Here is a 20,062-nt window from a genome sequence, read left to right on the forward strand (position 1 = left end):
CCCCGCAGTCGCGTCAGCTGATGTCGAAGGCCCGCGCGCGCAGTGAACGTTCCACTCCAGCACGACCTTCCAGCACCAGGCGGCGCAGGGCCGGCGGAACCTCCGGATCGGAGAGGAACCGGTCGGCAGCGTCGAGGCCGGCCTGGCTGATGTCCCATGCGGGATACAGGCCGATGACCACGGTCTGCGCGACCTCGCTGGAGCGCCGCTCCCACACTGCGGAGATCGCCGCGAAGTACTGATCCCGGAACGGGGCCAGCAGCTCGTTCTGTCCGGGCTGGACCAGACCGCCGACGATCGCGCGCGTGGTGATGTTCGCCAGCGTGTCATCCTCGATGACCCGTTGCCACGCAGCCTCTTTCACCGCCACCTGCGGACGCGCAGCAGCTGCGGCAGCGGCACTGCGCTGACCAGCCGCCGTCGGATCCTGCTGGGCCTCGGTGTCGATGAACGGCGTCGCCGTCCCGTCCGCGTCTATGACACCGGCGCGTGCCAGTGCGGTGACGATGCGCCAGCGCAGATCGGTGTCGACCACCAGACCCGGCATGTTCACCGCGGCCGGCTCGTTGTCCAACAACGTCGACAGCACCGCGATGTGGTTCGGCGCCAGCACCGACGTGCACAACGCATTGATGTATGCCAGCTGGTGGTCCGATCCCGGCGACGAGTCCCGCGCCAGGTCCAGCAACGCGTCACCGAAGGCGGCCCAACCGATTTCGGCCGCCCATGCCGGATCGGCGTAGGAGGTCAGCGCAGTCTGCGCCTGCAGCACCAGCCGCTGGGCGACACCCACCTCAGACTCGGCGTGCAGACCGCTCATCACCAGGGCGACGAACTCGCGGGCTTTCATCTCGGCCTCGCGGGTCATCTCCCACGCCGCCGACCAGGCCAGGGTGCGGGGGAGCGGGTCGTCGATGTCGGCGATGCGGCTCAGCACCGTCTGCAGTGAGGCGGGGTCGAGCCGCATCGAGCAGTAGGTCAGGTCGTCGTCGTTGACCAGGATCAACTTGCCGCGCGAAAGTCCAACCAGGGCAGGAACTTCCGTCACTGGGCCCTCGACGTCGAGTTCCTCGCGGTGCACGCGGACCAATTTGCCGTCGACGTCGTCTTCGTCGTAGATGCCCACCGCAAGCCGGTGCACACGGGTCTCGCCGGCGCCGGGCGCCGCGCCGCTCTGGGTGATCGCGAACCGCGTGAACGCACCGTCGCCGTCGACGTCGAAATCGGCCCGCAGCGTGTTGAGCCCCGTGGTCTTGAGCCACTGCTGGCCCCAGTCCGACAGGTCGCGGCCCGACGACTTCTCCAGTGCGCCAAGCAGATCGGCGAATGTGGCGTTGTCGTACGCGTGGTCGCGGAAGTAGTCGCGCAGGCCGGACAGGAACGGTTCCAGCCCGACGTAGGCCACCAGCTGTTTGAGGACGCTGGCGCCCTTGGCGTACGTGATGCCATCGAAGTTCACCTCGACGGCGGCCAGGTCGGGGATGTCGGCGGCCACCGGATGGGTGGACGGCAGCTGGTCCTGCCGATACGCCCAGGACTTCTCCACGTTGGCGAAGGTGGTCCAGGCCTGCTTGTACTCGGTGGCTTCGGCCTGGCAGAGCACCGACGCGAACGTCGCGAAGGATTCGTTGAGCCACAGGTCGTCCCACCAGCGCATGGTGACCAGGTCGCCGAACCACATGTGGGCCATCTCGTGCAGCACGGTCTCGGCGCGACGCTCGTACGAGTAGCGGGTCACCTTGGACCGGAAGACGTAGTCCTCCAGGAACGTCACCGCCCCGGCGTTCTCCATGGCGCCGGCGTTGAACTCCGGCACGAACAGCTGGTCGTACTTGCCGAACGCGTAGGGCGTGCCGAAGTTCTTGTGGTAGAACGAGAATCCCTGCTTGGTCTCGGTGAACAGCCGGTCGGCGTCCATGAACTCGGCCAACGATGCGCGGCAGAAGATGCCGAGCGGAATGTCGCCGTGCTCGTCGCTGTAGACGTCGTCCCACCGGGCGTAGGGCCCGGCGATCAGGGCCGCCAGGTAGGTGCTCATCTTCGGAGTGGTGGCGAATCGATGGACCATCCCGGTATCTGATGTCGCCGCCGGGGCGGCTCCGGCCGTCGTGCCGGTGCCGTTCGAGATCACCTGCCAGTGCGCGGGAGCCACGACCGTGACATCAAAGGTGGCCTTGAGGTCCGGCTGGTCGAAGCAGGCGAACACGCGCTTGGCGTCAGCGGTCTCGAACTGCGAGTAGAGGTAGACCTCGCCGTCGACCGGGTCGACGAAGCGGTGCAGGCCCTCACCGGTGTTGGAGTAGCGGCAGTCGGCATCGACCACCACGACGTTCTGCTCGGTCAGCCCGGTCAACGGCACGCCGGTCGATTCGTCGTAGGCCGACACGTCGATCGGCAGCCCGTTGAGCGTGGCGCTGCGGATGGCGTCGGCGGCGATGTCGATGACAGTGTCGGCGCCCGGCAGGGCGCTGAATGTCACCGTCGTCACCGATCGGAAGGTGCCCTCGCTCGGTGCACCGGCGCCGTCGGTGAGGTCCAGATCAATGCGGTAGTTGTCGACGGTCACCAGCGCCGCGCGCTCGGCGGCCTGGTCGCGGGTCAGATTCGGAAGTGCCACGTCACCAACTTAGGGGACAACCGGTGGCCATGACCGGGAACATAGGGACGCCGGGCATAGTTGTCGAGAACAGGGTTCTATACCGACCGCACGAAACCGACCGCACGAAGGAAGACGAATGGCCGACTCTGCCGCTACCAAGGATGTCGCAGGTTTCTGGTTCGATCCGTTGTGCCCGTGGGCCTGGATCACGTCCCGGTGGATCCTCGAGGTCGCGCAGGTCCGCGATGTCGACGTGCAGTTCCATGTCATGAGCCTGGCGGTGCTGAACGAGGGCAGGGACCTGCCGGAGCACTACCAGGAGTTGATGAAGAACGCCTGGGGTCCGGTCCGCGTCGCGATCGCCGCCGAAGAGGCCGTCGGATCCGAGGTACTCGCGCCGCTGTACACCGCGATGGGCACCCGGATTCACAACCAGGGCAACAAGAACCTTGCGGAAGTCATCGCCGAGTCCCTCGAAGAGCTGGGCCTGCCCGCCGAACTGGCGGAGGCCGCCACCAGCGAGAAGTTCGACGAGGCGCTGCGCAAGAGCCACCACGCCGGCATGGACGCCGTCGGCCCCGATGTGGGCACCCCGACAATCCACGTCAACGGGGTCGCGTTCTTCGGTCCGGTGCTGTCGCGCATCCCGCGCGGTGAAGAAGCCGGAAAGCTGTGGGACGCGTCCGTGATTTTCGCTTCCTACCCGCACTTCTGGGAGCTCAAGCGCTCCCGCAGCGAGGCTCCCGAGTTCGACTGAGCACAATCCGCCGCTAGTCACGCTCGCCTGGGTCGGCACAGGTAATCTCGTCGGCGTTCCGCAAGGAACGTCTGGCCGCCATTACGGTGGTCAGACACAGCCGAAACATGAGCCACAACGATGCAACTGGTGGGGAGCGACGTGCCGACGGACAGTTTCGTCCTTCGACGTGCGGGTTTGAGTAGGATGCGCTGATGTCGCTGGAGACGGGCGCAACCTTCGCCGGGTACACCGTGCGCCGGTTGCTGGGCTCAGGGGGAATGGGCGATGTGTACCTCGTCCAGCACCCCCGGCTGCCCCGCCTCGACGCCATGAAGGTGCTGCGGGAAACCGCCTCCGCCAACGACGAATTCCGTATCCGGTTCGAGCGCGAAGCGAACATCGCCGCTGGTCTGTGGCATCCGCACATCGTCGGCCTGCACGACCGCGGTGAGTTCGAGGGCCGGCTGTGGATCAGCATGGACTACGTCGACGGCACCGACGCCGCGCAGCTGGTCAAGTACGAGTACCCGAACGGGCTGCCGCTGGAGCTGGTGGTCGACATCGTCAAAGCCATGAGCTCGGCCCTGGACTACGCGCACCAGCGTGGATTGCTGCACCGCGACATCAAGCCCGCCAACATCCTGCTCAGCAACATCGACAGCGATGAGCGACGAATCCTGCTGAGCGACTTCGGCATCGCCCGCCAGATCGGTGAGGTGACGGGGCTGACGTCGGCGAACCTGGCGATCGGCACCGTCTCCTACTCGGCTCCCGAGCAGCTGATGGGCGGCGAGATCGACGGCCGCGCCGACCAGTACGCGCTGGCCGCGACCGCCTACCGGTTGCTCACCGGGCAGACGCCATACCAGGACACCAATCAGATCGCGGTGATCAGTCAGCACCTCAGCGCGACGCCGCCCAAGGCCAGCGACCTCAAGCCGTGGCTCGAGCCGCTGAACGACGTGCTGATCAAGGCCATGGGCAAGTCGCCCGATGACCGCTTCGATTCCTGCACCAAGTTCGCGCGGGCCTTCGAGCGGCAGGCCGAACTGGTCACCGAGTCACCGACGCTGAACCTGCGCACTGCCGAACTGCGGCTGCCGACGGTCACTCTGGTGCCCGAGCCGCCTGCCGCCGAGGCACCGTCCGCTCCCGAGGCACCGTCCGCTCCTGAGGTGACGCCGCCGCCGGTTGTGCAGGAGGTGACGCCGCCGCCGGTCGCCCCGGTGGTCAGCCCCGAACCGGAGCCCGAGCCGGTTGTCCAGCAGCCGGTGGCGCCGGAGCCCGTCGTGCCGGCTCCGGCCCCGGAACCGCCTGCGCCACCCGTGCCGCCCGTGCCGTCCGAGCCGCAGGCGACGCCCGAGCGGGTGTCGGAACCGACGCCGATTCCCGCATCGGTTCGGCCCGAGCCGATGCGGCCGCCGATCCCGCCGCCACCCGGTCCCGCCGGTCCGCCGCCTGCGGCGAAACCCTTTCGGCCGGAACCTGATTCGTCACCGTCGGCGCCGCCGTATCGGCAGCCGTTGCCTACGTCTCCGCCGCCGCGGCGGCCCGTCCGCCCGACTCATGAGACGGTGTCGCCGACAGTGGTGCTGCCGGTCGTCCCGGCCGATCCCGCGGCGCGCGCCGCGCCCGGCATGGGGCGTCCGGGCGGACCACCGACGTCGTACTCGCAACTCGCGGCCGACATCGGCAAGACGCAACCGGGCCGGGGCCAGTCATCGGGCGGCAAGTCGACCAAGATCTGGGTGATCAGTGGCGCCATTGCCGCTGTCGTGGTCGTGCTGATCGCCGTCGTCCTCCTGAATTCCGGTGATGACTCGAGTGGTGGCTCGGGTGCGTCGGGGACCAGCAGCCAGAGCTCCGGAGCGGACAAGCCGTCGTCGTCGCACAAGCCGGCACCGCCGGTGCTGGTCGGCACACCCGGTAACTACCAGACCATCGCGACCTACCTGAAGAGCAACAACATTCAGGAGTCGCTGGTCCACCGCAACGAGCCCGGTGTACCGGTGGTGACGATGCCGATGCCCCCGGGTTGGGTCGACGCCGGACCGCAGACGCCGGCCTTCGCCTACGAGTCGATCGTCTACAACGGCCCGAGTGCCGGCAATTACCGGCCCAGCGCCACGGCTTTGATCTCGCGGCTCGGCCCGAATGCCGATGCGCAGAAGATTCTCGACTTCGCGCCGGGTGAGCTGAACAACCTGCCGGGGTTCACCGCCACCGACACCGGCACGCCGGGCACGGTCGACGGCCACAAGTCGTTCCAGATCGCCGGTTCCTGGAACTCCAACGGGGTCACCAAGCTCATCACCCAGAACACCGTCGTCATCCAGGACGGGACGGGGCTGTACGTGATGCAGATCAACATCGACGGTGTCGCCGACCAGGCCGAGATCATCAAGCAGATCACCGAGGCCATCGACCGCGACACGAAGATCGCCGCCGGCTGAGCCGGCGAGGGTGTCGGGCCGGCTGAGCCGGCTGATTCTGCCGGGGGCTCCCGTTCTGCCAGAATGTGCGGCATGCGCGTATACCTCGGAGCCGACCACGCCGGATACGAACTCAAGCAGGCCCTGCTGGACCACCTCACCGCCGCCGGCCACGAGGCCGTCGACTGCGGTGCCTTCGCCTACGACGCGGAGGACGACTACCCGGCGTTCTGCATCGCCGCCGCGAAGCGCACCGTCGATGACCCGGGCAGCCTGGGCATCGTCATCGGCGGCTCGGGTAACGGCGAGCAGATCGCGGCCAACAAGGTGCCGGGTGTGCGCTGTGCGCTGGCCTGGAGCGTCGAGACGGCGCAGCTGGCGCGGGAGCACAACAACGCGCAGGTGATGGGTATCGGCGGCCGCATGCACAGCACCGAGGAGGCCTTCGCCATTGTCGACGCCTTCCTGGCTGCCGAATGGTCGCAGGCCGAGCGGCATCAGCGCCGGATCGACATCCTGGCCGAGTACGAGAAGACGCATGTCGCGCCGGCAGTCCCGGGCGCCCAAGCCTGATCTCGAGGCCTGACCCGTGCCGGAGGGGCATACCCTGCACCGGTTGGCCCGTCTGCACCAGCAGCGTTTCGGACGGGCGCCGGTGACAGTCAGCAGTCCGCAGGGGCGGTTCGCCGTCGCCGCCGCCGTGGTTGATGGCCGGGTGTTGCGTAAGGCCGACGCCTGGGGCAAGCATCTGTTCCACCACTACGACGGCGGTGCGGTGGTGCACATCCACCTCGGCCTGTACGGCACGTTCACCGAACAGCCGCTGCCGATGACCGCACCCGTCGGTCAGGTGCGGATGCGCATGCTCGGGGCCGAATTCGGGACCGATCTGCGCGGCCCGACTGTTTGCGAGCTGATCGACGAGTCCGGAGTCGATGACGTCGTGGCCCGGCTCGGTGCCGACCCGCTGCGACGCGATGCCGACCCAGGATTGGCCTGGGCGCGAATCGGCAAGTCTCGCAGGTTAATCGGTTCGATGCTGATGGATCAGACGGTGATCGCCGGTGTCGGCAACGTGTACCGCAGCGAGCTGCTGTACCGCCACGGGATCGATCCGCACCGGCCGGGTGTGCAGCTCACCGAGTCCGAATTCGCCGCACTGTGGACCGACCTTGTCGCGCTGATGAAGGTCGGGGTCCGTCGCGGCAAGATCGTCGTGGTGCGTCCGGAAGACGACCACGGCGCGCCGTCCTACGTCCCGGACCGGCCGCGGACCTATGTGTACCGACGCGCGGGGGAGGCGTGCCGCAGGTGCGGCGCCACCGTCCGTACCGAGGTGATGGAGGGACGAAACCTGTTCTGGTGCCCCGAGTGCCAGGTGTGACGGGGTCGGACGGCTAGTTGCCGCCACCTCCGCAGCCGCCACCGCAACCACCGCCACCACAGCTGCTCCCGCCACCACAGCTGCTTCCGCCACCGCAATTGCTTCCGCCTCCGCAGTTGCTGCTGCCGGAATCCCCACTGCTGTTGCTGCCGGCGTCCCAGCCGTTGTTGCCGGAGTCGGCGAACTGGCTCTGGTCGAGGCCCTGCTGATAGCCCTGGTCGAATCCCGAGCCGTATCCCGACTCGAAACCCTGTGCGCCGTAATTGACTCCGTGCATGCCGTCGAACAGCGCGTCGAACAGCAGCACCGAGCCGACGCCCCACGCGCCGGCCACCAACGCCGGCTTCCACCACGGCTCGGAGTACCAGCCCGCGGGCACCGGGCGACCGGCCACCTGACCGCCGGGGTAGTAGTTCGGTGTTGCGGCCGTCGGCCCCGGTGAGGCCTGAATCTGCCTGCCGTCGAACTGGATTCGGCGGTCTTCGGTGACCTCGCCCGCCCCGCGCTGACCGGCCAGGGCCTGCAGCGGCGGACCCGGATCGATGCCCATGGCGGTGCGCGCGGCCCGCACGTAGTACAGCCCTTCGAGCGCGCTCTGCTTGGCGAATGCCGCCTGCTGGGCGGTGGTGGCCTGTTCGATCTGCGACGCGGCGGCGTTGTAGCGCTCGGACGCGTCGGCCAGGGCCTGGCGCGAGGCATCGTCGGTGCCGGTCAAGTTGAACACCTGGCCGCCGAGCATCTCGATGACGCGCCGGGCATCGGCTTTCGCGTTGGCCAGGGCAGCGGCCTTGCCGGCCTTGCTCTGCCTGGTGAACAGGAAGAATCCGATGGCCGCGATGACGATCAGGATGAGCAGGAACTCCATGCAGGCAGCTTACCGATGACCACCCGGTAATAGATATGGACATTATTGTCCATATCTATTACCGTTGTCGCCATGAACCTGACATTCCACGTCTTCGACATCGAACGCGGTGTGTTGTCGACCGCACCCGGAATCGTCACCAGCTACCCGGGTGGCGACACCGCGGTCCGTGACCTGGAACCGCTCGGTGCGGGATTCCGCCCGGTCGCCTGGAGTCGTTGCGGCGCCATCGATTACGCCGCTGTCGGGCAGTGGGCGGCATTTCACCGGAACCAATCGCCCGCCGCGGCCGCCCCGGTATTGGTGGCGCCGTACCTGCCGTCGGCCCGCGGTGATCACGACGCGACCGACGACGCTCGCGTCGCCGCCCGGCTCACCGCCGCCACCGGCGTCGCGCAGATTGTGACGGTTGACCCGCACTCGCCGGTGTGGGTCGACGAAGTCCGGCGTGGGGGAGTCGCGGTCAGCGTCATCGAAGCCGTGGACCTGGTCGGGTGCGGGGCGGCCCACCACCCGGGCTGGGCGGGGGTCGTCGCACCCGACAAGGGGGCCCGCGACCGTGCCGGGCGCGTGGCATCGCGGCTCGGTGTGCCGCTGTATGTCGCTGGAAAGCAACGGAATCCGGCCAACGGCAAGCTGTCGGGATTCGTCGCTCCCGACGGACTGCCGGACGAGGGCCGGCTGCTCGTGATCGACGACATCTGCGACGGCGGCGGCACCTTCGCCGGTTTGGCCGATGCCATCCGCTGGACCAAACCCCGGCTGGCGCTGCACCTGTGGGTCAGCCACGGCTGCTTCACCGGACGCTGGCGGGACAACCTCGCCGGCTACGCCTCGATCACCAGTACCGACTCGCGCGCCACTCCCGACGGCGTACACGTCCAACCGCTGGAACCGTTCATCGTCCGCACCCTGGCAATCTGATCTGACGACAAGGACTAACACCATGACCATCGAAGCAACCACCACGCACCGACCGGAAACCGTTGCGGCCTTGGATGTCCTGATGGACACCGATGCCTACAAGCTGGACCACCGCCGCCAGTACCCGGCCGGCACGGAATACGTCTACTCCAACCTGACGGCCCGGGGCAGCCGCATCCCCGGAGTGTCCTGGACCGCCTTCTTCGGTCTGCAGGCCTACCTACGGGATTTGGGCCAAAAGTGGGGCGCCTTCTTCGCCGCTGACGTCGACGAGGTGTGCCGCGCCTACGTAGACCGCGTCACCCAGGTGCTGGGACCCAATGATGTTGGTGCCGAACATATCCGGCAACTGCACGCCTACGGGCGGTTGCCGCTGCGGGTACGGGCGCTGCCGGAGGGCAGCATCGTTCCGGTCGGCATCCCGTACCTGACCGTCGAGAACACCGCACCCGAGTTCTTCTGGCTGACCAACTACATCGAGACCGAGATGTCGGCCGCGCTGTGGCAGCCCATCACGTCGGCCACCACCGCCTGGCGCAACCGGACGCTGCTGGACGCCCGGGCGCAGGACAGCGGCGCCGACCCGGCCGCGGTGGACTGGCAGGGGCACGACTTCTCCTTCCGCGGCATGGCCGGCAGCGCGGCCGCCGCTGCGTCGGGGGCCGGACACCTGCTGGCGTTCACCGGCACCGACTGCCTGCCCGCATTGGGCTGGGTCGAGCGGAACTATCCAGGCTCACCGGAGGGCGCGGTGATTGGCGGCAGCGTGCCGGCGACCGAGCACAGCGTCATGTGCGCCGGCACCCAGGACGACGAGGTCGCGACATTCGCCCGGCTGTTGGACCTGTACCCGACCGGGATCGTGTCGATCGTCAGCGATACCTGGGACCTGTGGCACGTGTGCACCGGCATCCTGCCGACGTTGAAGGACGCGGTCACCGCGCGCGATGGCAAAGTGGTGATCCGCCCGGACAGCGGTGACCCCGAACGGATCCTGTGCGGCGACCCGGACGCCCCGGCAGGGAGCTCCGCGAACAAAGGCGTGGTGAACCTGCTGTGGGAGGTCTTCGGCGGTACCGTGAACGCTGCCGGCTATCGGGAGCTGGACCCGCACATCGGTGTCATCTACGGTGACTCGATCACCCACGACCGGGCGGACGCGATCACCGCCAACCTGATGGCACAGGGATACGTGTCCACCACGCCGGTACTGGGATTCGGTTCCTACACATACCAATACGTCACGCGTGACACGTTCTCGATCGCAATGAAGGCGACCTGGGTGCAGGTGGACGGCCGCGGCCGCGACATCGCCAAGGCGCCGGTCACCGACCCGGGGAAGCGCAGCGCACGGGGGCGGTTGGCTGTCGTCCGCGACGAGCGTGGGCAGTTGACCCTGGTGCAGGGTGCGTCCGGCGCTGTCGAGGCGACGGACGCCATGCGGACGGTGTTCGACGACGGCGTCGTCGTCAACCCCGTGTCCTTCGCCGAGGTGCGCGCTACCGTGCGACGTGACTGGGCGGTATACGCCGCTCGCGAGGAGGACGCCCGTAATGGCTGAGTCGCTGGCCACCTGGCTGAGCGTCGACGTCTTCGCGGTGAGCCCCGGCGCGGAGCCGGGGCTCATCCTGGCGCGCAGGCAACGCGCACCGCATCAAGGGGACTGGGCGCTGCCGGGCGTCGTGCTCGACGCCGCCAACGGGGAGACCGTTGCGGCGGCCGCACACCGGGCGCTGCGCGACCGGGCCGGCGCCGAACCCGTCGAAGGGCCGCCGACTGTGGCACTTGTGGTGTCCGACCCGCAGCGCGACGAGCGCGGTCACACCGTCTCCCTCGTGAACGTGATGCGTGCGGAACCCGGCGACGCCGCCCTGGTGGTCCAGGCCGGAGAACCCGTGCCGGACTTACCATTCGGGCACAACGAGATGGTCAGGGACACCGCCGCCACCGTGTCGCAACGACTGTTGTGGGACCCAGCGACGGTCGCGGCGATGTTCGGCGCGGGGTGCACGGCCGCCGAGGTCTGTGCGCTGACCGACCTGCTGTTCCATCTCTCGGAGCGCACCGGGGCCGAACCCATCCCGCTGGCCGCGATGCGACGACGGCTGGAACGGTCACCGCGGTTCATCGCGGACGGCAGTCGGCCTGCGCACACCAGGCCGGTGACGGTGTTTCAGGTGGCGGCCGAGTAGCCGCCTTGGTGCACCGGAAGTGACACCGCGCAGCCGTTATTGTCGGTGCCGTGTCACAGCAATTTCCCAGCGTTACCGTGTCCCCGTCGTGGCAGAGGCGCTTTGATTTCTTCAACGCCTACGGCCTGCCGAACTCTTCGCCGGAGTCCAAGGCGGCCTACCAGGCCATGTCGTTCATGGACCGGCTGAAGCTCACCTCGAACATCCTGGCTTTTCTGTTCGGCCCCATCTACTTCTTCGTCAAGGGCATGTGGCGCAAGGGCTTGACGCTGCTCGGAATCTTCTTCGCGGTCGAGGTGGTGCTCGTCGTGCTCGATGTGCCGGACAGCCTCGTTCGTGGCATCGGGTTCGGGCTGGCTGCGATCGCGATGACGACGGCGAACTACGCGTACTACCTGCATGTGGTTCGGGGCAGTCAGTCCTGGAACCTGTTCGAGGGGTACGGCAGGCTGCGCTAGCTGCCGTCGAGTTGCATCCGCTTGAGTTGCCGGGGGCTGAGTGCGGTCAGCCGGACGTCACCGCCGTAGATCGCCAGGACCCGCGGATCCATCACCCGGCGCCACAGCGTCGGGACAAGGCTGAGGACCAGCATCGCGGTGTAATTGCTCGGCAGTTGCGGTGCATCCTCGGCGTGCCGGATCCCTTGGTATCGATGCGACGGGTCCGTGTGGTGGTCTGAATGCCGCTGCAGATGCAGCAGGAACACGTTCATGATGACCGTGTTGCTGTTCCAGCTGTGCGCGGCGCGTAGGCGCTCGTAGCGGCCCGACGGCAGCTTCTGCCGGCGCAGGCCGTAGTGCGACAGGTAGTTCATTCCCTCCAGCAAGAAAATGCCGATGAGTGCCTGGCCGAATAGCCACGGCACGACCACCGGACGGAACCACAGCGCCAGGCCGGCGAACAGGATCGCGCTCAACAGCCAGGCGTTGAGGACGTCATTGCGCAGGCTCCAGCGTGAATGTCCTTGGCGGCGAAGGCGTTTGGTTTCCAGGCGCCAGGCTGAGCGGGTGCTGCCGACGACCGACCGCACGACGAAGAAGTACACGCTCTCGCCGAAGCGGGCGCTGGCCGGATCCTCGGGCGTCGCGACGCGGACATGGTGCCCGCGGTTGTGCTCGACGTAGAACTGCCCATACCAACTCTGCGCGAGGGCCAACTTGCTCAGCCACCGCTCGGCGCGTTCGCGCCGGTGCCCCAGTTCATGGGCTGCGTTGTTGGCGATGCCACCGGACAGCCCCACCGCGACCATCAGTCCGACCTTGTCGGCGAACGTCAACGTGACCCAGCCGCCGCCGGCCCACACCCAGCAGCCGAACGCCAGCGCAAGGTACTGCGTGGGCAGGAACATGTGAGTGGCGAAGCGGTAGAACTTGTCCTGCTGCAACTGGGCCAGAATGCGGTCGGGTGCGCGATCGTGCGTTTCACGTCCGACCAGATGGTCGGCGGTGGGCCCGGCGACCAGAATCAGGACGAGAGCGGTCCACCAGAAGATGTGCAGCCCGGTCGACCACACCAGCAGCCAGGACAGCGTCACCGCGCCAGGGGCGGCCGGAACCAGTAACCACAGGTATCGCTTGGGGTCGCGCCACGTGCTCTCAGCAACCTCTGAATCCACGTCTGGTGACCGCCGGTTCCGGCGATCCAATCGAGTGAGCGACGTGGTCATCGTGCCTTTATACAGCCACTGGTACGGACCCTCAACGCGGACGGCAAAAATATTTGCCAGTGTGTCTTAATTAACGTGGCTGAGCCGCTGTAGCTGCGGCTTTGTGGCGTGATTCGAATATGTGAGGAATTGCGGGCAATTTTACAACATTGCCAGGAAACTCCCAGAATTCGTAAATGGACGCGGCTCGCTGCGCAATTAATTTGCCCGGCGGTCAATAGTTGTTTCGAGCCGTCCAAGCAAAGCCGCTCAGCTACAGAAAACTCGGGTCCATGGGGTCTCCATGGGGTCTCAGCGGGGTCGCTGTGCGTGGGCGTCGCGGACCGCCGGTGCGGGCCGTCCGGCACGACGCGATGTCGGGCCGTGCGCACCGTGGAAAACGAGGCCGAAAACAAAGGACCGGCCTGGTGAGGCCGGTCCTGTGGAGCGGGCGACGGGAATCGAACCCGCGTAGCTAGTTTGGAAGACTAGGGCTCTACCATTGAGCTACGCCCGCGTGCACTGCTGCGATCACAGTACCGGCAGACAGTACCGGGACAGCGGCCGCCAATCCAATTGATGGTGTCGCGTGTCTAGGACGTAGTATCTCGACCGCGGTTAATGCGACCGCGACGAGGCACGGGGTGTAGCGCAGCTTGGTAGCGCATCCGCTTTGGGAGCGGAAGGCCGCAGGTTCAAATCCTGTCACCCCGACCACCAACTGATGGCAAGTACAAAAAACAAGGAGTAACGCTGTGAAGAGCACCGTGGAGCAGTTGAGCCCCACCCGGGTTCGCATCAACGTGGAGGTGCCCTTCACCGAGCTTCAACCCGAGTTCGCCCAGGCCTACAAGGAGCTGGCCAAGCAGGTCCGCCTGCCCGGCTTCCGTCCCGGCAAGGCCCCGGCCAAGCTGCTCGAGGCCCGCATCGGCCGCGGCGCGGTGCTGGAGCAGGTTGTCAACAGCGCCATCCCGGCCCGCTACGGCGAGGCCGTCACCGCCCAGGACGTCAAGCCGCTGGGCCAGCCGGAAATCGACATCACCAAGCTCGAGGACAACGACGAGCTCGTCTTCACCGCTGAGGTCGACGTCCGCCCGGAGATCACCCTCCCGGACCTGAAGGCCATCAAGATCACCGTCGACCCGATCGTCGTCAACGACGACGAGGTCGACGCCGAGCTGCAGAACCTGCGCGCCCGCTTCGGCACCCTGACCGGTGTCGAGCGCGCCGCCGCTGACGGCGACTTCGTCTCGATCGACCTGTCGGCCACCGTCGACGGCGAGGACGTGCCGGAGGCAAAGACCGAGGGCCTGTCGCACCAGATCGGTTCCGGTCAGCTGATCGAGGGCCTCGACGAGGCCATCATCGGCCTGAAGGCCGGCGAGTCCAAGGACTTCCCGACCACCCTGGCCGCCGGTGAGCACGCAGGCAAGGAAGCCCAGGTCTCCGTCACCGTCAAGTCGGTCAAGGAGCGCGAGCTGCCGGAGCCGGACGACGACTTCGCGCAGCTGGCCAGCGAATTCGACACCATCGCCGAGCTCAAGGAGAGCCTGGTCACCCAGGTTCGCCGGGTGAAGCAGATCGGCCAGGCCGAGCAGATTCGCGACAAGGCCGTCGAGACCCTGCTGGAGCAGATCGAGGTGCCGCTGCCCGAGGCCATCGTGCAGGCGACTGTCGACGAGACCGTCCACAACGCCGTCCACGGACTGGACCACGACGAGGCCAAGTTCGAGGAGCAGCTCAAGGAGCAGGGCAGCAGCCGCGAAGAGTTCGACGCCGACACGCGGACCAACGCGGAGAAGGCCGTCAAGACCCAGCTGTTGATGGACGCCATCGCCGACGAGCTGGACGTCAAGGTCGGCCAGGGTGACCTGATGGAGCGCATCGCGCTGATGGCCCGCCAGTACGGCATCGAGCCGCAGCAGCTGATCCAGATCCTGCAGCAGAACAACCAGCTGCCGTCCATGTTCGCCGACATCCGCCGCGGCATGACCATCGCCGCCGTGGTCAACGGAGCGACCGTCACCGACACCGATGGCAACACGGTCGACACTGCGGAGTTCTTCGGCCCCGCCGGTGGCGACGCCGAGGCTGCCGACGAGACCGAGGCTGCCGATGAGGTCGAGGCTCCGGCTCCGGACGCCGACGAGGCTCCGGCCGAGGACGCCAAGGACGAGAAGCCTGCCAAGGCCAAGAAGGCGAAGGCCGAGGCCAAGGATGAGGCCAAAGAAGCTGCCGACGAGAAGCCGGCCAAGGAGAAGAAGGCCAAGAAGGCCAAGAGCGAAGACTAGGTCTCCAAATCTGATCGTGGTACGGGTGCCGCAGGTGTCTTCAGTGATGCCTGCGGCACCGTCCGCTCTCGGCAACTGTGACGCTGTGAGCGAACTAGGCCGCGTCGGGGACTCGCGGCCGTCGGCCGTTGGTTAGTGTCGTGTGGACGAACTCGAGAAAGCAGGTATCCAGTCGTGACTGACATGCGTTCAAGCGCACCGGGGCTCAACCTCACGGACTCGGTCTATGAGCGTTTGCTTGCGGAGCGCATCATCTTCCTGGGCTCGCAGGTCGACGACGACATCGCCAACCGGCTGTGCGCCCAGATCCTGCTGCTGACGGCCGAAGACCCGTCCAAAGACATTCACATGTACATCAACTCGCCGGGTGGCTCGATCAGCGCCGGCATGGCGATCTTCGACACCATGGAGTTGTCGGAGTGCGACATCGCCACCTACGCGATGGGCATGGCCGCGTCGATGGGCGAGTTCCTGCTGGCCGCCGGGGCCAAGGGCAAGCGCCACGCGCTGCCGCACGCCCGGGTCCTGATGCACCAGCCGCTCGGTGGCGTCACCGGTAGCGCGTCGGACATCGCCATCCAGGCCGAGCAGTTCCACGTCATCAAGAAGGAGATGTTCCGGCTGAACGCGGAGTTCACCGGCAAGAGCGTCGAGCAGATCGAGGCCGACTCGGACCGCGACCGCTGGTTTACCGCGCAGGAAGCGCTGGAGTACGGCTTCGTCGACCACATCATCACCCGTGCAAACCTCAACGGCGGCAAGGGGGCCTCGAAGTGATCTCCAAGCATCTGAACCCGGAGCTGGCTCCGCAGGCGCGCTACATCCTTCCGCAGTTCACGGAGCGGACGCACACCGGCGAGCGCATCGTCGACCCCTACGCCAAGTTGTTCGATGAGCGCATCATCTTCCTGGGTGCCCAGGTCGACGACGTATCGGCCAACGACGTGATGGCCCAGCTGCTGGTGCTGGAGTCGCAGGACCCCGATCGCGACATCACCATGTACATCAACTCGCCGGGTGGCTCGTTCACCTCGCTGATGGCGATCTACGACACCATGCAGTATGTGCGTGCCGACATCCAGACGGTGTGCCTCGGTCAGGCCGCGTCGGCTGCCGCGGTGCTGCTGGCCGCCGGTTCGCCGGGCAAGCGCCTGGCGCTGCCGAACGCCCGCGTGCTGATCCACCAGCCGTCCCTCGGCGGCGTCATCCAAGGTCAGTTCTCGGACCTGGAGATCCAGGCCGCCGAGATCGAGCGTATGCGCACCCTCATGGAGGAGACGCTCGCACGTCACACCGGCCGGACCGCCGAGCAGGTCCGCAAGGACACCGACCGCGACAAGATTCTCACCGCGGCCGATGCCAAGGAGTACGGGATCATCGACACGGTTCTCGAGTACCGGAAGCTCTCGGCCCAGAAGGCCTGAGTCTTTCGACGCCCAGCGGCCGCCAACCTGTTCAGGTTGGCGGCCGCTGGCGTTTGTTCAGCCCTGACTGCCGGACGGGGGAATAGCCCGCATCGGCCGATAGCACCGGATACCCTCGGCCCATGCGGCCGGCCGGAATCGATTTCGGTGTTCTGGGCACGCTGCGGATGGCCGTCGACGACCACGACGTGCCGCTGGGCGCACCCAAGCAGCGAGCCGTCTTCGCGATGCTGTTGCTCAATCGCGGCCGCCCCGTGTCGGTGGACGCGCTGATCGACGCGGTGTGGGAGCAGTCGCCGGCCGCGGCTGCCCGCACCGCATTGCACTCCTACGTCTCCAATCTGCGAAAGATCCTGGCGGAGTCCGGAATGTCGCGGGAGAAGCTGGCCGCCGCACCGCCCGGCTATCGACTCGATGTGCCGGAGGATGCAACGGACCTCGGGCGGTTCGAGAAGGAAAAGGTCGCCGGGGTGCGGGCGGCTGCCGAGAGGCAGTTCACCACCGCAGCGGTGCGCCTCTCGGCCGCCCTGGCCGAATGGCGTGGTCCGGTCCTCGGTGATCTGTCCGACTTCGCCTTCGTCGACGCGGTCGCCGCCGCACTGGTCGACGACCGGATCGCGGTGGAGACCGCCCGCGCCGAGGCTGAAATCGCTTGTGGTCATGCAGCTCTGGTGATCGGACCGCTGGAATCGCTGGTCGCTGAACATCCCTACCGGGAACCGCTGTGGGTGCAGTTGATCACGGCCTACTACAGCTGCCAGAGACAGGCGGACGCGCTCGATGCGTTCCAGCGCGTGAAATCGATCCTGGCCGAGGACCTCGGTATCGATCCCGGCCAGGCGATAAGCGCTCTGCACCAACGGATTCTGCGTCAGGAACCGCTCGATGTGCAGGGGACTGCGCAAGCGACGGCGGTGCACACCATCGGCCGGCTCCGGCCGAGCACCACGCGATCGACGTCATCGAAAGCCGGGCTGCGCGATACGACCGGGCGGTGGTTCGCCTTGCGCGCAATGGCCACCCGGATCGGTCGCCTCGCCGACAACGACATCGTGCTCGACGCGGCGGACGTGAGCCGCTACCACGCCGTCATCGTCGACGCGGGTACCGGCCCGATCATGGTGGATCTGCGTTCTGCCAACGGCGTGTACGTGCAGGGCACCCGAATCGTGGCCAGTACCAATCTGTTCGATGGCGACCTCATCCGCATCGGCTCCCATGAGTTCACCGTCGAACTCGGGTAGGGCAATCCCAAGGATCCGCCAAGGGCGTCGGCGAACCATCGGTGCATGAAGATTTCGGTCCTGGTGGTGGCCGCAACAGTCACGTTCCTGAGCCTGGCGCCGACTGCGGCCGCTCAACGTTCGTGCGCTGCCTTGGGAGGGACGGCCGACGCCACCGGCATCTGCCGGATCCACGAGGTCGGGGCGGGGTATGAACGGACGGCCGCGTTCCCGGTCGACTATCCCGATCAACAGGCTGTCGCGGATTTTTTGGCCCAGGACGGCGACGGGTTCGTCGGCTGGGTGGAGAAGTACGGCAATGGCCGGGGGTACGAGGAGACCGTGACGCCGGCGGTGTACCGCTCGGCACAGACCCAGAGCCTGGTGCTCAAGATCGTGGACCCGACGGGCTTCGCCCATGAAGGACACCCGGCCATCCGGTTCCGGACGTTCACCTATGGCGCGGACGGGCCCATCACCATCGACACGTTGTTCGGTCCGGGTGCCGATCCGGTGGCCATTCTGACGCCGGTGGTGCAACGCATGTTGAAGGCGCGTGATGCGGCACTCATCGAACCGGACCGCGCCTCGTACCGGAACTTCGCACTGACCGATGAGGCCGTCACGTTTTTCTTCGGCGAGAGCCAACTCGTGGGCAACGGCGGCCCGCTCACGGTGGCGGTACCGGTAGGGGAGCTGGGCGGCCGGCTACAGGGGTAGGCCCGACAGTCCTGTGCTTGCGCTGGCCGCGAAACGTGTCGGCGGCTTCGATGTGCACACGGTAGGGTTGCGGATAGGTGAACAGCCCTGATCACAGGCCTGTCGAGCCAACGCCAACCGGCGCCGGGAAGACACGCCAGAATCACGGTCAGCGCGCCGACGGGTGGCAAGCCGCCGATCGGGCTATGTTCTCCTGCACACGGATAAATACCACCGGAGCGATTCGCCTCTTTCGGTCGCATCGCAACGGAGCGAACGGGTAGCGTCGGGATCACACCCGAAATAACCCACTATCTGGTGTAACGACTGACGGCGACCGGAGAAAGTAGGGCCTCACCCCATGGCGCGCATCGGAGACGGCGGTGACCTGCTGAAGTGCTCGTTCTGTGGAAAGAGCCAGAAGCAGGTCAAGAAGCTCATAGCGGGACCTGGCGTCTACATCTGCGACGAGTGCATCGACCTCTGCAACGAGATCATCGAAGAGGAGCTGGCCGACGCTGACGACGTCAAGCTCGACGAGCTGCCCAAGCCTCAGGAGATCCGGGACTTCCTCGAGGGCTACGTCATCGGCCAGGACAACGCGAAGAAGACGCTCGCCGTGGCCGTCTACAACCACTACAAGCGCATCCAGGCGCAGGAGAAGTCGCGCGACTCCCGGGCGGAGCCGGTCGAGCTCGCCAAGTCGAACATCCTGATGCTCGGGCCTACCGGTTGCGGCAAGACCTACCTGGCGCAGACCCTGGCCAAGATGCTCAACGTGCCGTTCGCCATCGCCGACGCGACCGCGCTGACCGAGGCCGGCTACGTCGGCGAGGACGTCGAGAACATCCTGCTGAAGCTGATCCAGGCCGCTGACTACGACGTCAAGCGTGCCGAGACCGGCATCATCTACATCGACGAGGTCGACAAGATCGCCCGCAAGAGCGAGAACCCGTCGATCACGCGCGATGTGTCCGGTGAGGGCGTGCAGCAGGCGCTGCTGAAGATCCTCGAGGGCACGCAGGCGTCGGTGCCGCCGCAGGGCGGGCGCAAGCACCCGCACCAGGAATTCATCCAGATCGACACCACCAACGTGTTGTTCATCGTGGCGGGCGCGTTCGCCGGTCTCGAGAGGATCGTCTCCGACCGCGTCGGCAAGCGCGGTCTCGGCTTCGGTGCCGAGGTGCACTCCAAGGCTGAGATCGACACCCAGGACCACTTCGCCGAGGTGCTGCCCGAGGACCTGATCAAGTTCGGTCTGATCCCCGAGTTCATCGGCCGTCTGCCGGTCGTGGCGTCGGTGACCAACCTGGACAAGGAATCGTTGGTGTCGATCCTGTCGAAGCCGAAGAACGCGTTGGTCAAGCAGTACGTCCGGCTGTTCGAGATGGACGGGGTGGAGCTCGAGTTCACCGACGAGGCCCTCGACGCCATCGCCGACCAGGCCATTCACCGCGGGACCGGTGCCCGTGGCCTGCGCGCCATCATGGAAGAAGTCCTGCAGCCGGTGATGTTCGACATCCCGAGCCGCGACGACGTCGCCAAGGTGGTCGTCACCAAGGAGACCGTCCAGGACAACGTGCTGCCGACCATCGTGCCGCGCAAGGCAGCGCGGTCCGAGCGTCGCGACAAGAGCGCTTAGTTC

General features: G+C 66.8%; 17 protein-coding genes and 2 tRNA genes. 15 read left to right on the top strand and 4 right to left on the bottom strand.

What is annotated here, in order from left to right; genetic code table 11:
• Positions 1–13 precede the first annotated feature (13 nt).
• Positions 14–2,617 (bottom strand): aminopeptidase N, encoded by a 2,604-nt coding sequence (gene pepN, locus G6N59_RS24075; protein ID WP_138229445.1) that lies wholly within the window; start codon positions 2,615–2,617, stop codon positions 14–16.
• A 118-nt stretch (positions 2,618–2,735) separates the two neighbouring features.
• Here pepN and G6N59_RS24080 point away from each other — a divergent pair, with 118 nt between their 5' ends.
• From G6N59_RS24080 to G6N59_RS24095, 4 genes are all read left to right on the top strand, one after another.
• Positions 2,736–3,356: a mycothiol-dependent nitroreductase Rv2466c family protein gene (locus tag G6N59_RS24080; protein ID WP_138229446.1), complete on the top strand. Its 621-nt coding sequence runs from the start codon at positions 2,736–2,738 to the stop codon at positions 3,354–3,356.
• A gap of 194 nt (positions 3,357–3,550) precedes the next feature.
• Complete coding sequence (locus G6N59_RS31950) at positions 3,551–5,791, top strand: LpqN/LpqT family lipoprotein (RefSeq protein ID WP_138229447.1); 2,241 nt, start codon at positions 3,551–3,553, stop codon at positions 5,789–5,791.
• Between the two features lie 72 nt (positions 5,792–5,863).
• On the top strand, positions 5,864–6,343 hold the full coding sequence (locus G6N59_RS24090; RefSeq protein WP_138229448.1) for a ribose-5-phosphate isomerase: 480 nt from the start codon (positions 5,864–5,866) through the stop codon (positions 6,341–6,343).
• 16 nt (positions 6,344–6,359) lie between these two features.
• Positions 6,360–7,154, top strand: coding sequence for an Fpg/Nei family DNA glycosylase (locus G6N59_RS24095; protein ID WP_138229449.1), 795 nt, complete (start codon positions 6,360–6,362; stop codon positions 7,152–7,154).
• A gap of 13 nt (positions 7,155–7,167) precedes the next feature.
• On the opposite strand, the gene G6N59_RS24100 is transcribed toward G6N59_RS24095, so the two are convergent.
• A complete protein-coding gene (locus tag G6N59_RS24100) occupies positions 7,168–8,019 on the bottom strand; it encodes a DUF1542 domain-containing protein (RefSeq protein ID WP_138229450.1) in 852 nt (283 codons plus the stop codon).
• 72 nt (positions 8,020–8,091) lie between these two features.
• On the opposite strand from G6N59_RS24100, the gene G6N59_RS24105 reads away from it, so the two are divergent.
• The 4 genes from G6N59_RS24105 to G6N59_RS24120 are packed head-to-tail and all read left to right on the top strand — an operon-like array spanning position 8,092 to position 11,593.
• A complete protein-coding gene (locus G6N59_RS24105; RefSeq protein WP_138229451.1) occupies positions 8,092–8,943 on the top strand; it encodes a phosphoribosyltransferase family protein in 852 nt (283 codons plus the stop codon).
• A 22-nt stretch (positions 8,944–8,965) separates the two neighbouring features.
• The gene (locus tag G6N59_RS24110) at positions 8,966–10,504 is read left to right on the top strand and encodes a nicotinate phosphoribosyltransferase (protein WP_138229452.1); all 1,539 of its coding nucleotides are present in this window, start codon (positions 8,966–8,968) and stop codon (positions 10,502–10,504) included.
• Entirely contained in the window at positions 10,497–11,135 is a 639-nt protein-coding gene (locus G6N59_RS24115; RefSeq protein WP_138229453.1) for an NUDIX hydrolase, read from the top strand. The genes G6N59_RS24110 and G6N59_RS24115 overlap by 8 nt, the downstream gene beginning before the upstream one ends.
• A gap of 50 nt (positions 11,136–11,185) precedes the next feature.
• Positions 11,186–11,593 carry a DUF2628 domain-containing protein gene (locus G6N59_RS24120; protein ID WP_234884134.1) on the top strand — a complete coding sequence of 136 codons (408 nt, stop codon included), beginning with the start codon at positions 11,186–11,188 and terminating at the stop codon, positions 11,591–11,593.
• Here the strand turns inward: G6N59_RS24120 and G6N59_RS24125 are convergent.
• Entirely contained in the window at positions 11,590–12,801 is a 1,212-nt protein-coding gene (locus tag G6N59_RS24125) for an alkane 1-monooxygenase (RefSeq protein WP_234884135.1), read from the bottom strand. The two genes, G6N59_RS24120 and G6N59_RS24125, sit on opposite strands and share 4 nt — an antisense overlap.
• A gap of 422 nt (positions 12,802–13,223) precedes the next feature.
• Positions 13,224–13,297, bottom strand: a tRNA-Gly gene (locus G6N59_RS24130).
• Positions 13,298–13,420: 123 nt separating this feature from the next.
• On the opposite strand from G6N59_RS24130, the gene G6N59_RS24135 reads away from it, so the two are divergent.
• From G6N59_RS24135 to clpX, 7 genes are all read left to right on the top strand, one after another.
• A tRNA-Pro gene (locus G6N59_RS24135) sits at positions 13,421–13,497 on the top strand.
• A gap of 38 nt (positions 13,498–13,535) precedes the next feature.
• Entirely contained in the window at positions 13,536–15,071 is a 1,536-nt protein-coding gene (tig, locus tag G6N59_RS24140) for a trigger factor (RefSeq protein ID WP_138229454.1), read from the top strand.
• Positions 15,072–15,254: 183 nt separating this feature from the next.
• Positions 15,255–15,848: an ATP-dependent Clp protease proteolytic subunit gene (locus tag G6N59_RS24145; RefSeq protein WP_138229677.1), complete on the top strand. Its 594-nt coding sequence runs from the start codon at positions 15,255–15,257 to the stop codon at positions 15,846–15,848.
• A complete protein-coding gene (locus G6N59_RS24150) occupies positions 15,845–16,495 on the top strand; it encodes an ATP-dependent Clp protease proteolytic subunit (protein ID WP_138229455.1) in 651 nt (216 codons plus the stop codon). Before G6N59_RS24145 ends, G6N59_RS24150 begins: the two co-directional genes overlap by 4 nt.
• Before the next feature lie 122 nt (positions 16,496–16,617).
• A complete protein-coding gene (locus tag G6N59_RS24155; protein WP_138229456.1) occupies positions 16,618–17,739 on the top strand; it encodes a BTAD domain-containing putative transcriptional regulator in 1,122 nt (373 codons plus the stop codon).
• A 45-nt stretch (positions 17,740–17,784) separates the two neighbouring features.
• Positions 17,785–18,438 carry an RsiV family protein gene (locus G6N59_RS24160; protein WP_138229457.1) on the top strand — a complete coding sequence of 218 codons (654 nt, stop codon included), beginning with the start codon at positions 17,785–17,787 and terminating at the stop codon, positions 18,436–18,438.
• Between the two features lie 340 nt (positions 18,439–18,778).
• Entirely contained in the window at positions 18,779–20,059 is a 1,281-nt protein-coding gene (gene clpX / locus G6N59_RS24165; protein ID WP_138229458.1) for an ATP-dependent Clp protease ATP-binding subunit ClpX, read from the top strand.
• The last annotated feature ends 3 nt before the right edge of the window (positions 20,060–20,062 follow it).

The organism is Mycolicibacterium aubagnense (genome assembly GCF_010730955.1).
Lineage (GTDB): Bacteria > Actinomycetota > Actinomycetes > Mycobacteriales > Mycobacteriaceae > Mycobacterium > Mycobacterium aubagnense.

Excerpts from the sequence above, each read along its gene's own strand:
- G6N59_RS24080 (WP_138229446.1), top strand. The coding sequence starts at position 2,736 with ATGGCCGACTCTGCCGCTACCAAGGATGTCGCAGGTTTCTGGTTCGAT.
- G6N59_RS31950 (WP_138229447.1), top strand. The coding sequence starts at position 3,551 with ATGTCGCTGGAGACGGGCGCAACCTTCGCCGGGTACACCGTGCGCCGG.
- G6N59_RS24090 (WP_138229448.1), top strand. The coding sequence starts at position 5,864 with ATGCGCGTATACCTCGGAGCCGACCACGCCGGATACGAACTCAAGCAG.
- G6N59_RS24100 (WP_138229450.1), bottom strand. The coding sequence starts at position 8,019 with ATGGAGTTCCTGCTCATCCTGATCGTCATCGCGGCCATCGGATTCTTC.
- G6N59_RS24105 (WP_138229451.1), top strand. The coding sequence starts at position 8,092 with ATGAACCTGACATTCCACGTCTTCGACATCGAACGCGGTGTGTTGTCG.
- G6N59_RS24110 (WP_138229452.1), top strand. The coding sequence starts at position 8,966 with ATGACCATCGAAGCAACCACCACGCACCGACCGGAAACCGTTGCGGCC.
- G6N59_RS24115 (WP_138229453.1), top strand. The coding sequence starts at position 10,497 with ATGGCTGAGTCGCTGGCCACCTGGCTGAGCGTCGACGTCTTCGCGGTG.
- G6N59_RS24125 (WP_234884135.1), bottom strand. The coding sequence starts at position 12,801 with ATGACCACGTCGCTCACTCGATTGGATCGCCGGAACCGGCGGTCACCA.
- G6N59_RS24145 (WP_138229677.1), top strand. The coding sequence starts at position 15,255 with ATGCGTTCAAGCGCACCGGGGCTCAACCTCACGGACTCGGTCTATGAG.
- G6N59_RS24155 (WP_138229456.1), top strand. The coding sequence starts at position 16,618 with ATGCGGCCGGCCGGAATCGATTTCGGTGTTCTGGGCACGCTGCGGATG.
- G6N59_RS24160 (WP_138229457.1), top strand. The coding sequence starts at position 17,785 with ATGAAGATTTCGGTCCTGGTGGTGGCCGCAACAGTCACGTTCCTGAGC.
- clpX (WP_138229458.1), top strand. The coding sequence starts at position 18,779 with ATGGCGCGCATCGGAGACGGCGGTGACCTGCTGAAGTGCTCGTTCTGT.